Origin of the sequence: Roseomonas haemaphysalidis (assembly GCF_017355405.1) — a bacterium.
GTDB classification, from domain to species: domain Bacteria; phylum Pseudomonadota; class Alphaproteobacteria; order Acetobacterales; family Acetobacteraceae; genus Pseudoroseomonas; species Pseudoroseomonas haemaphysalidis.
This window is the reverse complement of the sequence record NZ_CP061177.1, coordinates 2152868-2165643: the sequence shown is the minus strand read 5'-3', so window position 1 is coordinate 2165643 and position 12776 is coordinate 2152868. Positions and strand designations below refer to the sequence as shown.

At 70.6% G+C, this 12776-nt stretch carries 15 protein-coding genes; 11 read left to right on the top strand and 4 right to left on the bottom strand.

From position 1 onward, the window contains the following. Nucleotides 1-169: 169 nt before the first annotated feature. Nucleotides 170-1693, bottom strand: coding sequence for an MmgE/PrpD family protein (locus tag IAI59_RS10010; RefSeq protein ID WP_207416394.1), 1524 nt, complete (start codon nucleotides 1691-1693; stop codon nucleotides 170-172). Between the two features lie 284 nt (nucleotides 1694-1977). Here IAI59_RS10010 and IAI59_RS10005 point away from each other — a divergent pair, with 284 nt between their 5' ends. The 6 genes from IAI59_RS10005 to IAI59_RS09980 all read left to right on the top strand — a co-directional run bounded on the left by IAI59_RS10005 (nucleotide 1978) and on the right by IAI59_RS09980 (nucleotide 7477). Beyond that, nucleotides 1978-3219 carry a D-alanyl-D-alanine carboxypeptidase family protein gene (locus IAI59_RS10005; RefSeq protein ID WP_207416393.1) on the top strand — a complete coding sequence of 414 codons (1242 nt, stop codon included), beginning with the start codon at nucleotides 1978-1980 and terminating at the stop codon, nucleotides 3217-3219. Nucleotides 3220-3295: 76 nt separating this feature from the next. Continuing rightward, entirely contained in the window at nucleotides 3296-4681 is a 1386-nt protein-coding gene (locus IAI59_RS10000; protein ID WP_207416392.1) for a dihydroorotase, read from the top strand. Nucleotides 4682-4692: 11 nt separating this feature from the next. Then, on the top strand, nucleotides 4693-4941 hold the full coding sequence (locus tag IAI59_RS09995; RefSeq protein ID WP_207416391.1) for a hypothetical protein: 249 nt from the start codon (nucleotides 4693-4695) through the stop codon (nucleotides 4939-4941). 13 nt (nucleotides 4942-4954) lie between these two features. Further along, nucleotides 4955-5170, top strand: a complete 216-nt coding sequence (locus tag IAI59_RS09990) for a hypothetical protein (protein ID WP_207416390.1) — start codon at nucleotides 4955-4957, stop codon at nucleotides 5168-5170. A gap of 35 nt (nucleotides 5171-5205) precedes the next feature. Beyond that, nucleotides 5206-6210, top strand: a complete 1005-nt coding sequence (locus IAI59_RS09985) for an N-carbamoyl-D-amino-acid hydrolase (protein WP_207416389.1) — start codon at nucleotides 5206-5208, stop codon at nucleotides 6208-6210. Between the two features lie 73 nt (nucleotides 6211-6283). Beyond that, nucleotides 6284-7477 carry a M20 aminoacylase family protein gene (locus IAI59_RS09980; protein WP_207416388.1) on the top strand — a complete coding sequence of 398 codons (1194 nt, stop codon included), beginning with the start codon at nucleotides 6284-6286 and terminating at the stop codon, nucleotides 7475-7477. On the opposite strand, the gene IAI59_RS09975 is transcribed toward IAI59_RS09980, so the two are convergent. Continuing rightward, entirely contained in the window at nucleotides 7474-8115 is a 642-nt protein-coding gene (locus IAI59_RS09975; protein WP_207416387.1) for an aspartate/glutamate racemase family protein, read from the bottom strand. The two genes, IAI59_RS09980 and IAI59_RS09975, sit on opposite strands and share 4 nt — an antisense overlap. Before the next feature lie 135 nt (nucleotides 8116-8250). Here IAI59_RS09975 and IAI59_RS09970 point away from each other — a divergent pair, with 135 nt between their 5' ends. From IAI59_RS09970 to IAI59_RS09950, 5 genes are all read left to right on the top strand, one after another. Next, the gene (locus IAI59_RS09970) at nucleotides 8251-8724 is read left to right on the top strand and encodes a DUF983 domain-containing protein (protein WP_207416386.1); all 474 of its coding nucleotides are present in this window, start codon (nucleotides 8251-8253) and stop codon (nucleotides 8722-8724) included. Next, on the top strand, nucleotides 8717-9211 hold the full coding sequence (locus tag IAI59_RS09965; protein WP_207416385.1) for a UPF0262 family protein: 495 nt from the start codon (nucleotides 8717-8719) through the stop codon (nucleotides 9209-9211). Before IAI59_RS09970 ends, IAI59_RS09965 begins: the two co-directional genes overlap by 8 nt. Before the next feature lie 115 nt (nucleotides 9212-9326). Beyond that, complete coding sequence (gene mtnA, locus IAI59_RS09960; RefSeq protein ID WP_207416384.1) at nucleotides 9327-10436, top strand: S-methyl-5-thioribose-1-phosphate isomerase; 1110 nt, start codon at nucleotides 9327-9329, stop codon at nucleotides 10434-10436. 119 nt (nucleotides 10437-10555) lie between these two features. Then, the gene (locus IAI59_RS09955; RefSeq protein ID WP_207416383.1) at nucleotides 10556-11395 is read left to right on the top strand and encodes a transporter substrate-binding domain-containing protein; all 840 of its coding nucleotides are present in this window, start codon (nucleotides 10556-10558) and stop codon (nucleotides 11393-11395) included. Between the two features lie 56 nt (nucleotides 11396-11451). Further along, entirely contained in the window at nucleotides 11452-11766 is a 315-nt protein-coding gene (locus IAI59_RS09950; protein WP_207416382.1) for a plasmid stabilization protein, read from the top strand. Here the strand turns inward: IAI59_RS09950 and IAI59_RS09945 are convergent. Both IAI59_RS09945 and IAI59_RS09940 read right to left on the bottom strand, forming a co-directional pair. Beyond that, the gene (locus IAI59_RS09945) at nucleotides 11763-12266 is read right to left on the bottom strand and encodes a GNAT family N-acetyltransferase (protein ID WP_207416381.1); all 504 of its coding nucleotides are present in this window, start codon (nucleotides 12264-12266) and stop codon (nucleotides 11763-11765) included. The two genes, IAI59_RS09950 and IAI59_RS09945, sit on opposite strands and share 4 nt — an antisense overlap. 1 nt (nucleotide 12267) lies before the next feature. After that, a complete protein-coding gene (locus IAI59_RS09940) occupies nucleotides 12268-12681 on the bottom strand; it encodes a rhodanese-like domain-containing protein (protein ID WP_207416380.1) in 414 nt (137 codons plus the stop codon). Nucleotides 12682-12776 lie beyond the last annotated feature (95 nt).

Below are 12776 nucleotides of genomic sequence, written 5' to 3'. Positions count from 1 at the left end.
ACGCACGCACCACGCTATCTTCACGCCCAATCCGCTTGTCAACGAAATCCGCATAGACACGTTGCATTTCCAGCGGCGATGGGTTTCACCATCGCCGCTTTTTTTGCCCGCTGTGTGTTTCGGGACGCGGCCGGCGGCTTGGCGAATCCGCCGCTGCCGCCTTGCTTCCTCAGAAGATGCCCGGCTTGCCTTCGGCCAGCGCGCCGCGCGGCAGGGCCGGGTTCAGGAGATGCAGCTCGCCCGCCGCCAGCCTCGGCAGGTCCTGCACCACCTCCAGAAAGCGCGCGCTTTCACGTGGCGCCAGGATATCGCCGGTCATCTCCTCGAACTTGCGGATGTAGTGCTCGCGCTCGAAAGGCCGGGCGCCGAGCGGGTGGGCGTTGGCCACGGCCATCTCGTCCACCAGCACCGTGCCGTCCTTCATGCGGATCTCGACACGGGCGCCGAAGGCTTTCTCGGCCGGGTCCACCGAATGATAGCGGCGGGTCCACTCGGCATCCTCGCGCGTCTCCACCTTGTGCCACAGCCGCACGGTATCGGCGCGGTTGGCGCGGCGTGGCGCATAGCTGGCCTCGTGGTGCCAGCTGCCGTCCTGCAGCGCGACGGCGAAGATGTACATGATGGAATGGTCCAGCGTTTCGCGCGACGCCTTGGGGTCCATCTTCTGTGGGTCGTTGGCGCCGGTGCCGATCACGTAGTGGGTGTGGTGGCTGGTGTGGATGACGATGCTCTCGATCGCCTCCATGTCCTCGATCTTGCCGCGCATCCGGAAGGCGAGGTCGATCAGCGCCTGGCTCTGGTATTCGGCCGAGTGCTCCTTGGTGTAGGTGTCGAGGATGGCGCGCTTGGCCTCGCCCTTTTCCGGCAGCGGCACCTGGTAGTAGTCGGGGCCGTAGACGTCCGCGCGGTTGCTGCGGCCGGACAGCACCCAGGCGATCACGGAATCCTCGCCCTCGTAGATCGGGCTCGGCGCGCCCTCGCCACGCATGGCGCGGTCCACCGCCTCCACCGCCAGCTTGCCGGCATGGGCGGGTGCGAAGGCCTTCCAGGAGCTGATCTCGCCCTTGCGGCTTTGCCGGAAGGTGACCGTGGTGTGCAGCGCCTGCTGCACCGCCTGGTAGATCACCTCCTGCTTCAGGCCGAGCAGCGTGCCGATGCCGGCCGCGGCCGAGGGCCCGAGATGCGCGATGTGGTCCACCTTGTGCTCATGCAGGCAGATCGCCTTCACGAGGTCCACCTGGATCTCGTAGCCCGTGGCGATGCCGCGGATCAGGTCGCGGCCCGAGCGGCCGAGGGTCTGCGCCACGGCCAGGATCGGCGGGATGTTGTCGCCGGGGTGGGAGTAGTCGGCGGCGAGGAAGGTGTCGTGCATGTCCAGCTCGCGCACCGCCGTGCCGTTCGCCCAGGCGGCCCATTCGGGCGAAAAGCCCTTGGAGCCGGGCAGGCCGAAGATGGCGGCGCCCCCCTTGCGGGCGTTGCCCAGCGCCATCTGCCGCGCCGAGGTCGGCGCCGGGCGGTTGACGGAGGCGATGGCGACGGCGGCGTTGTCGATGATGCGGTTGATGATCATCTCGGCGACCGGCTTCTGCACGGTCACCTTGTCGGCCGCCACGCCGGCGATCTTCCAGGCCAGCTGGTCCTCGCGCGCCAGCAGCGCCTTGGACGGATGCACCTTCACGGAATGCAGCTTCATGCGGAGAATTCCTCCTTGTCGGGTTCCCGGCGTGTTTGTGCGCTGCCCCGGCGCGGTCGTCCATTGCGGAACGGCATGGTTGCGCGGGCGCATCGGAGGTAAATTTATCTCCATCAATGGCGCATGGGGTGCTTCCATCCGGCGCCACAACTCTGCATTGTGGGGCCGCGCCGCCGGCAGCGGCGGCGCGTCGGCCCGCGCCCCGCAAAGGCGTGATGCCGGGGGGATGCGCGCGGTGCCCGGGGGGGCGTTTTGGACCGTGCGCGCAAGGGGAGCCTGCCATCATGTCCAGCCACGGCCTTGCGCGGTGCCGCGCCTTCGCGTTCGCGCTGCTCGCCGCCGCCACCATCAGCATCGCGCGGCCAGCGCAGGCGCAGATCGGCAGCGAGCGCTACGCGTCCTTCGTGATGGACGCCAACACCGGGGAAACCATCGTGTCCGTGGCGGCGGATGAGCGCCGCTACCCGGCATCGCTCACCAAGATGATGACGCTCTACATGGCCTTCGATGCCATGCAGCGCGGCCGGCTGCGGCCGGACACGCGCATCCGCGTCACGCCCAGCGCCGCCGCGCAGCCGCCGTCCAAGCTCGGCCTGCGGGCCGGCAGCACCATCAGCGCGCGCGACGCCATCCTGGCCATGGTCACGAAGTCGGCCAACGACGCCGCGTCCTCGCTCGGCCAGCATCTGGCGGGCGGCGGCAGCGAGGCGGCCTTTGGCGCGCGCATGACCGCGATGGCGCGCAGCCTCGGCATGCGCAACACGGTGTTCCGCAACGCGTCCGGCCTGCCGGACCCAGGGCAGTACACCACGGCGCGGGACATGGCGCGGCTCAGCCAGGCGTTGATCCGCGACTTCCCGGAACGCTATGCCTATTTCAGCGTGCAGTCCTTCGACTGGAACGGCCGCACCGTTTATGGCCACAACCGGCTCCTGGACAGCTACCCGGGCGCCGACGGCATCAAGACCGGCTTCATCAACGCCAGCGGCTTCAACCTCGCCGCCAGCGCCATGCGCAACGGCGTGCGGATGATCGCGGTGGTGTTCGGCGGCGCCAGCGGCGCCGAGCGGGACCAGCACGTCATGGCGCTGCTGGACCGTGGCTTCGACGAGCGCGGCACCGGCGCGCCGCAAACGGACATGATGATGTCCAGCCGGCGCGGGCCGTCCCTGGTCGGCATGGCCCAGGCCGCGCCGGTGATCGCACCGGCCGCACGGGTGCAGACCGGCGGCAGCGTGCGCGCCGTGGTCAGCCGTCCGGCGCTGGCGGCACCCGCCCGCCCGCCCGCGCGCGCCGAGCCCGGCGACTGGGCGGTGCAGGTGGGCGCCTTCGCCGACCGGGCCCCGGCCCAGGCGGCGGCCAAGCGGGCCGCGGCGCGCGGCGGCAGCACGGCGGTGGAGCGCGTGCAGGTGCGGGGCAGCACCTTCTGGCGCGCGCGGGTCACGGGGCTGTCTTCCGCTCAGGCGCGCACCACCTGCCGCGCCGTGCGCGGCCCCTGCATGGTGCTGTCCCCCAACGGGCAATGATGCGGCGGCGGGTCGCGCATCGGCGTGGCCCGTTGTATCCTGGCGCGACGGACACCCATCGCGTGAGGCTCACCTTGTGACGCAGCTTCCCTTCGACCGCGTGCTGCGCGGCAATCTCGTCCTTCCCGACCGCATCGTGCCGGACGGCTACATCGCCATCCGCGGCGAGACGATCGCCGCGATCGGCGAAGGCGCCCTGCCCCCCGCCACCGAGATTCACGACTTCAGCGGCCACACCCTGCTGCCCGGGCTGGTGGACGGCCACATGCACACCAGCAGCGCGATCGGCTGGGCAGGTATCGAAGGCGCGACCCGCTCCGCCGCCGCCGGCGGCGTCACCACCTGCGTGGACATGCCCTACGACGTGCCCCGCGCCGTGACCAGCGCCGCCATCCTGGCCGAGAAGGTGGAGGTGGTGAACGCCACCGCGCATGTGGACGTGGCGCTGTACGGCACCATCACCAAGCAGGGCGGCGTGGATGCCATCGCCGGGCTGGCGGAGGCCGGCGTCTCTGCCTTCAAGCTGTCCACTTATGAATATGACGCGGTGCGCTTTCCGCGCATCGACCATCCCACCATGGTCGCCGCCTTTCGCGAGATCGCCAAGACCGGGCTGATGGTCGCGCTCCACAACGAGGACCAGGAGCTGGTGGAGCGGCTGACGGCGGAAGCCAAGGCCACCGGGCGCGTCGATCCCATCATGCACGCGCGCACCCGCCCGCCCCTGGCCGAAACCATGGCGGACCTGGAGATCTTCGAGATCGGGCTTGAGACAGGGGCGCATGTGCACATCGCGCACTCCTCCGTTGCCCGCGGCTTCGACATCGCGGAAAGCTTCCGCGCCCAGGGTGCGATGTCCACCGGCGAGGCCTGTCTGCAGTATCTCTGCATGACGGAGGAGGACCTGGTCCGCCTCAAGGGCTTCGGCAAGTGCAACCCGCCCTTCCGCACCGCCGCGGAGGTGGAGCGCATGTGGGCGGCGCTGGTGGCCGGCAAGGTCGCCTACGTGTCCACCGACCACGCGCCCTGGCCGCGCGAAAAGAAGCTGGGCGACGACATCTTCGCCTGCGGCGCCGGGCTGACCGGCCTGCAGTCCTTCGCGCCCGTCTTCTATTCCTTGCTCGTCGAGCGCGGCCTGCCGCTGACGCTGATGGCCAAGTACGGCGCCGAGCGGACCGCAAAGTTCCACGGCCTCTACCCCCGAAAGGGCGCGCTGCGCGTCGGCTCGGACGCCGACGTGCTGGTGATGCAGGAGGGCGACTTCACCTTCGACGAGGCGATCATCCAGGACCGCCCGGAAACCCGCTGGTCGCCGTATCACGGCCGCCCGGTCAAGGCGCGCGTCGCCGCGTCCTTTCTGCGCGGGCGGCAGTTGTGGGATGGCGAGCGGGTGCTGGCCGCGCCGGGTGCCGGCCGCTTCGTGCCGCGCCAGAACCGCGACACCTATCTCGGCCTCGACTGAGGCCGGGGCGGATGCGCCTGTTCTTGGTCGTCCTGTCCGTGCTGGTGGCGCTGGCCCTGTGGGTCTGGGCCACCGGGCCGGGCACCACGTTGTGGCTGGCCGCCGGTGGCTGGATCTTCTGCGCCGTGGTGGGCCGCGTCACCTTTCTGCTGTTGCGGCAGAAGGGTGGCGACACGGACACCGGGCCGGGCGTCCCCCCCACCGCCGCCGCGCCGCCCGAATCCCCGTCCACCGTCGTCCACCCGACCCGCCGGCCCTGAAGGAGCCCGCCCCATGTTCGAGATCCGCGAGGAAGGCCCCGAGGCCTTTTCCGTCTGGGTGGCGGGGCGCGACCGCGTCGCACTGCTGCGCAGCCAGGAGGCCGCAGAAGCGCTGATGGACGCGCTGGAGGACGCCTGGGACGATGCCTTCATGCAAGCCGTCGCCGAGGTGCAGATGGAGCATGCCGGGGACTTCATCGACCCCATGCCGCCCGCCGCCAGCCACTGAGCCGCCCCGCCCGTCCCCCTGAAGGAGCCACCGCCATGTCCCGTCGCCTGACCGTCGCCGCCGCCCAGCTCGGCCCCATCCAGAAGGCGGAGGGGCGCGATGTCGTCGTCGCGCGCCTGGTGCGGCTGATGGAGCTGGCCCACAAGCGCGGCGCCGAGGTCGTGGTCTTCCCCGAGCTGGCGCTGACCACCTTCTTTCCGCGCTGGTTCGAGGAGGACATCAACAACGCCGACCACTGGTACGAGCAGGCGCTGCCGTCCAACGAGACGGCGCCGTTGTTCGATGCGGCGCGCAAGTACAACATCGGCTTCCACCTGGGCTTCGCCGAGATCGCACATGAGGCGGACGAGGCGGGCGTGGTGCGCAAGCGGCACTTCAACACCGCCGTCTACGTGCATCCCTCGGGCGAGGTGGTGCTGAAGTACCGCAAGGTGCACCTGCCGGGGCACCGCGAGTTCGACCCCAAGCGCAACGTGCAGCACCTGGAAAAGCGCTACTTCGAGGTCGGCAACCTGGGCTTCCCCGTGGTGCGCGCGCCGGTGGGCTCCGCCGGCCCGGTCAACATCGGCATGCTGATCTGCAACGACCGCCGCTGGCCGGAAGCCTGGCGCGTGCTGGGGCTGCAGCAGGTGGAGCTGGTGATGCTGGGCTACAACACGCCTTCCATCAACCAGGACGCCAAGGGGTTCGAGGCGCATCACCTGCGGGTGCTGCATTCCCACCTATCCATCCAGGCGGGCTGCTACCAGAACGCCACCTTCGGCGTGGCGGTGGCCAAGGCCGGCATCGAGGATGGCTGTGAGCTGTTCGGCAACTCCATCATCGTCAACCCGCAGGGGCAGATCATGGCGGAGGCGACGAGCTGGGACGACGAGCTGATCATCGCCGACTGCGACCTGGACATGTGCCGCCTGGGCCGCACCAGCATCTTCAACTTCGCCGCCCATCGCCGCCCCGAGGCTTATGGCCGGATCCTGGAGCAGACCGGCAGCGTGGCGCCGACGGAATGGGCGCCGGCGGCGGCGCGCGCGGCGGAATAAGCCGCCGGGGCCTTGCCACCCGGCAGCGGCGGGCGGAGCATCACCGCATCCAACAGCCTCTGGAGCCCGCCCCATGCCGACCGAAACAGACCCCCGCCTCGCCGCCATCGCCGCTGAAGCGGGCGAGTGGCGGCGCGACATCCACGCGCATCCCGAACTGGCGTTTCAGGAGCATCGCACCAGCCAGCTGGTGGCGGACAAGCTGGCGTCCTGGGGCATCGAGGTGACGCGCGGCATCGCGGGCACGGGGCTGGTCGGTACCCTGCGCGGCCGCAACGCGGCGCAGGGCAACAGCCGCCGCAGCATCGGCCTGCGGGCGGACATGGACGCCCTGCCGATTCAGGAGATCACCGGCTTGCCCTATACCAGCCAGACGCCGGGCAAGATGCACGCCTGCGGCCATGACGGGCATACCGCCATGCTGCTGGGCGCCGCCAAGTACCTCGCCGAAACGCGGAATTTCGACGGCACCGTGCACTTCATCTTCCAGCCCGCCGAGGAGGATGGCGGCGGCGGCCGGGTGATGGTGGAGGAAGGGCTGTTCACCCGCTTCCCCTGCGACGCCGTGTTCGGCATCCATAACGACTCGCGCGGGGCGGAAGGCCTGTTCACCATCACCCGCGGCGTGACCAACGCGGCGGCCGACCAGATCGACATCAAGGTCTTCGGCAAGGGCGGTCACGCGGCGCGGCCGCATGTGGGCATCGACCCGGTGGTGGCGGCGGCGCACATCATCGTGGCGGCGCAGACGGTGGTGGCGCGGCACACGGATCCGCTGGATTCCGCCGTCGTCTCGCTGTGCACCGTGCATGGCGGCACCGCGCGCAACGTGATCCCGGAGGATGTCACCATCACCGGCACCGTCCGCACCCTGAAGGCCGAAACGCGCGACACCATCGAGCAGCAGTTGCGCGCCGTGATCACCGCCACCGCGCAGGCGCATGGCGCGCGGGTGGAGATCATCTACGAGCGCGGATACCCGCCGGTGGTGAACACGGATTCCGCCGTGGAACGCGCGCAACAGGCGGCGCTGCGGCTGGCGGGCGAGGACCGGCTGGTGCGCGACCATCCGCCGACCATGGGGGGCGAGGACTTTTCCTACATGGCCAACACCGTGCCGGGCTGCTTCATCCGGCTGGGCCAGGCGGCGGAAGGGCGCGAAACCTTTGGCGCCCACCACCCCCGCTACAACTTCAACGACGCCATCCTGCCCACCGGCATCGCCTTCTGGGCCAGCCTGGTGGAGCAGGAGCTGACGGAGCCCTAGGCCAGCGCCAGCAGCGCCTGCGCGGCGGCGGCCTGGCAGGGCTCGATGACCGGCACGCCGCAGGCGTCCTCCACCGCCGCGCGGTGCCCCGCCATGCCGGCGCAGCCGAGGATCACCGCCTCGCTGCCCGCCGCCACCAGGGCGCGCGCGGTGTCGCACAACGCGCCGCGCGCGGCGGTGGGGTCGGTCAGGGCCTGCATGGGCAGGTTGAGCGCGATGCTCGCGGCCAGCCGCGGCTCGGCGCCCATGGCCTGCAGCACCTTGCGCTGCCGCGCCTTGGAGGCGTCCACAAAGGCGATCACCCCGAAGCGGTCGGCCCGCACCAGCGCGCTGGCCACCGCAGCCCGGAAGGGGCCGATCACCGGCCGGTCGGTGACCGTGCGGAGCAGGTCGATCGCGGGGTCGGACACGCAGGCGATGATGTAGGCCAGCGCCGGCTCGGCCTCCACCATGCGGGCCAGCGGCTCGGCCACCGAGAACCAGTCCCGCCAGGTGGCGATGGCGGGCGGGCCGCCGGGCAGGGACACCACCTCGAAGGGCGGGCGGTCGGGTGCGGCGAAATGTCCCAGTGACTGCGCGATGCCGTCAGTGCAGCTTTGCGAGCAGTTCGGGTTGATGACGAGGATGCGACGGGCCATCTGCCTATCGTTCCCGCCCGGTTACCCTTTCGCAACCCTTGATCCGCCGGGACGGAAAGCGGGATACTGCTTTGCACAAGCAGAAGGCCCCGATGCGGGGGCCCGCCCGCGCCGAAACGCACGCCAGGAAGTCCCATGAACACCCCGCCGCTGCGCCAATGGCAACCCGACCGCAAGGCGGCCACGCCCCCCGCCCTGCCCCCATTCATGACCATGCTGGGCCGTGGCGCGATGAACCGTTGCCCCGTTTGCGCGCAGGGCAAGGTCTTCAACGGCTTTCTGACCATCGCGCCTGGCTGCCCGCATTGCGGCACCGACTTTTCCCAGATCCGCGCCGATGACGCGCCGCCCTACATCGTCATCTTCGTCGCCGGCCATGTGCTGCTCCCGCCCATCTTCTGGGTGGAAAAGGCCTGGATGCCGCCGATGTGGCTGCACATGGTGATCTGGCTGCCGCTCTTCGCCATCATCTGCACCCTGATGCTGCGGCCGGTGAAGGGCGCGGTGCTGGGCTGGATGATCCGCCTCGGCCCCGTGGGGGATGCCGCGCGACACCCGGACCCCGCGCCACCCCGGCCGGCGGTGGCCAAGCCCGACACCGATGCCTGATTCCGGCCTGCCTATCGCTGACAGCCAGCGGCTGGCGCGGATCGAGCTGCCGGACAACACGGCGCTGCCGAGCCCTTATGCGGAGGCGGACCGTGCCCAGGCCGTGACGGACCTCCTGGCCGCCAACCGCTTCGACCCCGAGGGCCTGCCCCCAGGGCCCTACGGGCTGCACCTGTGCGTGCGGGAAGGCCGGCTGGTGTTCGACATCCGCGACGCCGCCGATGCCTCGCTGCACGCCCTGGTGCTGGCGCTGGGCCCGTTCCGCCGGTTGATCAAGGACTACCACATGGTGGTGGAAAGCCATGAACAGGCGGTCGGGGGCGGGCTGAACGACAGCGCGGTGCAGGCGATCGACATGGGCCGGCGCGGGCTGCACAACGAAGGGGCGGAGTTGCTGTCCGAGCGGCTGGCCGGCCGCATCGCGCTGGATTTCGAGACGGCGCGGCGGCTCTTCACCCTGGTCTGCGCCCTGCACCAGCGGATCTGACGCGCATCCCACACCCCCGGCCTTCGCATGACCGGGGGCCGCGAAACACCCTATATCCGGTGCTCTCGCCCCGCCCGCGCCTTGCGCGGCTTTCCCGGACGGAGCCCCAAGCCCCATGAACATCGACGGTGTCGCCTATCGCAGTGTCTGGGTCGACCAGGATGACGGCTGGTCCGTGCGCATCCTGGACCAGACCCGCCTGCCCTGGACGGTGGAGATCCTGCGCCTGACGCATGAGGACGAGGTGGCCCACGCCATCCGCTCCATGCAGGTGCGCGGCGCGCCGCTGATCGGCGCCGTCGCCGCCTACGGGCTGGCGCTGGCGCTGCGGCGCGATGCCTCGGACGCCGCGCTGGAGCGCGTGGCCGCCATGCTGGGCGACACGCGGCCGACCGCTGTCAACCTGCGCTGGGCGCTGGACCGCATGCTCAAGGCGCTGCGCCCGGTGGCTGCGGCCGCGCGGGCCGAAGCGGCCTACGAGGCCGCCGGCGCCATCGCCGAGGACGACGTGGAAACCTGCCGCAGCATCGGCCAGCACGGCCTGCCGCTGATCCAGGCGATCGCTGCCCGCAAGCCGGGCAAGCCGGTCAACATCCTGACCCACTGCAACACCGGCTGGATCGCCACTGTGGATTACGGCACCGCGCTGTCCGTGATCTACCAGGCGCATGACGCCGGCATCCCGGTGCATGTCTGGGTGGACGAGACACGCCCGCGCAACCAGGGCTCGGCCCTGACGGCCTGGGAGCTGGGCCGCCACGGCGTGCCGCACACCGTGATTGCCGACAATGCCGGCGGCCACCTGATGCAGCATGGCGAGGTGGATATCGTCTTGGTCGGCACCGACCGGGTGACGCGCCAGGGCGACGTGGCCAACAAGATCGGCACCTACCTGAAGGCCCTGGCGGCGTGGGACAACGACGTGCCCTTCTGGGTCGCCCTGCCGCATTCCACGCTGGACATGCGCGTGCGCGACGGCCTGCGCGAGATCCCGATCGAGGAGCGCGCAGCGGACGAGGTGCTCAACACCACCGGCCGCCTGCCGTCCGGCGAGGTGGTGACGGTCCGCACCGCCGCCCCCGGCAGCGCCGGCGCCAACCCGGCCTTCGACGTCACGCCGGCGCGGCTGGTCTCAGGGCTGATCACCGAGCGCGGCCGTTGCGATGCGTCCGAAGCCGGGTTGCTCGGACTTTACCCGGAGTTCGCGGCGCTCGCCGCCGAATGATGGGGTGACGCCGCCGGCGCGGCGTTGCACGCTTCTTGCTGGCAATCGCGGCCATCACCGGCCGCCGTCGCCGCCGCCCCACCCGGGGCGGCGGCGGCCACCAGGGAGTTGAACACCAGATGCGTATCGCCGCCTTCGCCTGCCTGCTTGCCATTCCGCTGGCTTTTTCCGGCGCCGCCTTCGCCCAGCAGCCGCTGCGCTCGGCGGTGGACGGCACCTTCGCCCCCCACGCCTTTCCCAAGCTCGATGGCGGCGTACAGGGCTTCAACGTCGACCTGTTCACCGAGGTGGCCAAGCGCATGGGCCGCCCCATCACCATCGACAGCGCCTCCTTTTCCGGCCTCGTGCCCGCGCTGAACGCCGGCCGCTACGACTTCCTGGCCGCCCCCGTGACGGTGACGGCCGAGCGGGCGGAAAACCTGCTGTTCACCGAGGGCTACCTCTACACAGCCTTCCAGTTCGGCATCCGCAAGGGCTCCGCGCCGATCACCGGCATGGACGACCTGCGCGGCAAGGCCATCGCGGTGAACAAGGGCTCGGCCTACGACGCCTGGGCGCAGGCGAATGCGGCCAAGTACGGCTTCACGGTGCAGACCTATGACAGCCAGCCGGACGCGGTGCAGGCGGTGGTGGCGAACCGCGCCTATGCGACGCTCGGTGGCAACACGGTGGTGCGCTACGCCGCCACGCGCACGCCCATGCTGGTGCCAGACTTCGTCATCAAGGAAACCCGCGCCCACTGGGCCGCGCCCTTCCGCAAGGACAATGTCGAGCTGCGCAACGCGGTGGAGAACGTGCTGGAATGCATGAAGCGCGACGGCACCGTCGCCGCTCTGTCCGAGAAGTGGTTCGGCGTGAAGCCGGCGGCCGACGATGCCGAGAACACGCCCTTCCCCGGCTACGGCGTGCCCGGCATGCCCGGCTACGATCCCACGCCGCATGCGCTGACCTGCGGCTGAGGAACCTGTCGCCGCGCGGCGTGTTTTCCCTCCGGATCAACCGGAAGGAGGCCGACATGCCCCGCGGCGACAAATCCGCCTACACCGACAAGCAGAAGCGCAAGGCCGAGCATATCGAGGAAAGCTACGAGAACCGTGGCATTCCGGAAGGCGAGGCCGAGCGCCGCGCCTGGGCCACCGTCAACAAGGATGACGGCGGCGGCGAGAAGTCCGGCTCAGGCCGGGGCCATCCGTCTTCCAACGCCGCGGCGCACAAGGGTGGCCGCAAGGGCGGTGCGGCTTCCGCCGGCCGCACGGCGGAGGAGCGTTCCGCCAGCGCGCGCAAGGCGGCCGCCACGCGCAAGGCCAATGCGGAAGCCGCGCGGCACTAGAAGGCCAGCCGCATGGCGCACCGGCTGGCGGGGTCGTGGCCATGCGCCGCTTCCTGCGCCAGCCGTTCCCGCAGGATCGGACCCAGCGCGTCGCCGGATACCACCATGAACCCGGCGGCGGCGTAGAACGGCGCGCACCAGCCGAGATCATGGTCCGTGGTCAGCGACACGCCGGCCAGCCCGCGTTCCCGCGCCTGCCGCACGGCGTGGCCCAGCAACGCCCGGCCAAAGCCGGCCCGCTGGTGCGGCAGGGCCACCGACAGCTCCTCGATGAACAGGTCGCCCTGCAGCAGGCTGGCGAGCAGAAAACCGACCACGCCGGCCTCCGCCCGCCAGGCGCACCACAGCAACCCGTGGGCGGCCGCCTCCTCCAGCAGCGCGGGCGCCAGCGTCGGGCCGTCGGCCGCCCAGTCCATGCGAGTGCCGCGCAGCAACGCCGCCGCCGAGCGTTCCACCGCAGGCAGCAGTGCCAGGTCTTCCGCCAGCGCCGCGCGGATCACCTCAGCGCTGGCGCCAGGGCAGGCCCTCGGCCTTCCAGCCGGCCACCTCGCCACGATGTCCCTCGGCATCCGGCGGCCCCTCGAAGCCGTTGGCCACGTTGAAGGCCTGGGAAAAACCCGCCGCCTGCGCCGCCTCGCCCGCCGCCATGCTGCGCACGCCGGACCGGCACAGGAAGTAGAGCTTGCTTTGCTCGGTGGCGCCCGCCTTGCGAAGGTGGTCGGTGAAGGCACCGTTGACCTGCATGGAGGGGTAGACCTGCCACGGGATCAGCACCACCTGCTTGCCGGCTTCCGAAAGCTCCGGGATGCCGACGAAGTTCCATTCGGCATCGGTCCGCACATCGACCAGCATGGCATCCGGGTCGGCGCGCAGGGCGTCCCAGGCGGCGCGGGGGGAAACGTCTTCGACGCTCATGGCGTGCTCCTGCAATCTCAAGGCCGGTGATTGTGCGGTGGCGGCAGGGCGGCGTCCATCCGCACGCGCCATCTTGCGCCGCAGCATAAGCGCGG

Bases quoted from the DNA above. Each gene is read 5' to 3' on its own strand.
- IAI59_RS09975 (WP_207416387.1), bottom strand. From the start codon at position 8,115: ATGGCCCGTCGCATCCTCGTCATCAACCCGAACTGCTCGCAAAGCTGC.
- IAI59_RS09965 (WP_207416385.1), top strand. From the start codon at position 8,717: ATGCCTGATTCCGGCCTGCCTATCGCTGACAGCCAGCGGCTGGCGCGG.
- IAI59_RS09985 (WP_207416389.1), top strand. From the start codon at position 5,206: ATGTCCCGTCGCCTGACCGTCGCCGCCGCCCAGCTCGGCCCCATCCAG.
- IAI59_RS09990 (WP_207416390.1), top strand. From the start codon at position 4,955: ATGTTCGAGATCCGCGAGGAAGGCCCCGAGGCCTTTTCCGTCTGGGTG.
- IAI59_RS10010 (WP_207416394.1), bottom strand. From the start codon at position 1,693: ATGAAGCTGCATTCCGTGAAGGTGCATCCGTCCAAGGCGCTGCTGGCG.
- IAI59_RS10005 (WP_207416393.1), top strand. From the start codon at position 1,978: ATGTCCAGCCACGGCCTTGCGCGGTGCCGCGCCTTCGCGTTCGCGCTG.
- IAI59_RS09980 (WP_207416388.1), top strand. From the start codon at position 6,284: ATGCCGACCGAAACAGACCCCCGCCTCGCCGCCATCGCCGCTGAAGCG.
- IAI59_RS09970 (WP_207416386.1), top strand. From the start codon at position 8,251: ATGAACACCCCGCCGCTGCGCCAATGGCAACCCGACCGCAAGGCGGCC.
- mtnA (WP_207416384.1), top strand. From the start codon at position 9,327: ATGAACATCGACGGTGTCGCCTATCGCAGTGTCTGGGTCGACCAGGAT.
- IAI59_RS09950 (WP_207416382.1), top strand. From the start codon at position 11,452: ATGCCCCGCGGCGACAAATCCGCCTACACCGACAAGCAGAAGCGCAAG.
- IAI59_RS09955 (WP_207416383.1), top strand. From the start codon at position 10,556: ATGCGTATCGCCGCCTTCGCCTGCCTGCTTGCCATTCCGCTGGCTTTT.
- IAI59_RS09995 (WP_207416391.1), top strand. From the start codon at position 4,693: ATGCGCCTGTTCTTGGTCGTCCTGTCCGTGCTGGTGGCGCTGGCCCTG.
- IAI59_RS09940 (WP_207416380.1), bottom strand. From the start codon at position 12,681: ATGAGCGTCGAAGACGTTTCCCCCCGCGCCGCCTGGGACGCCCTGCGC.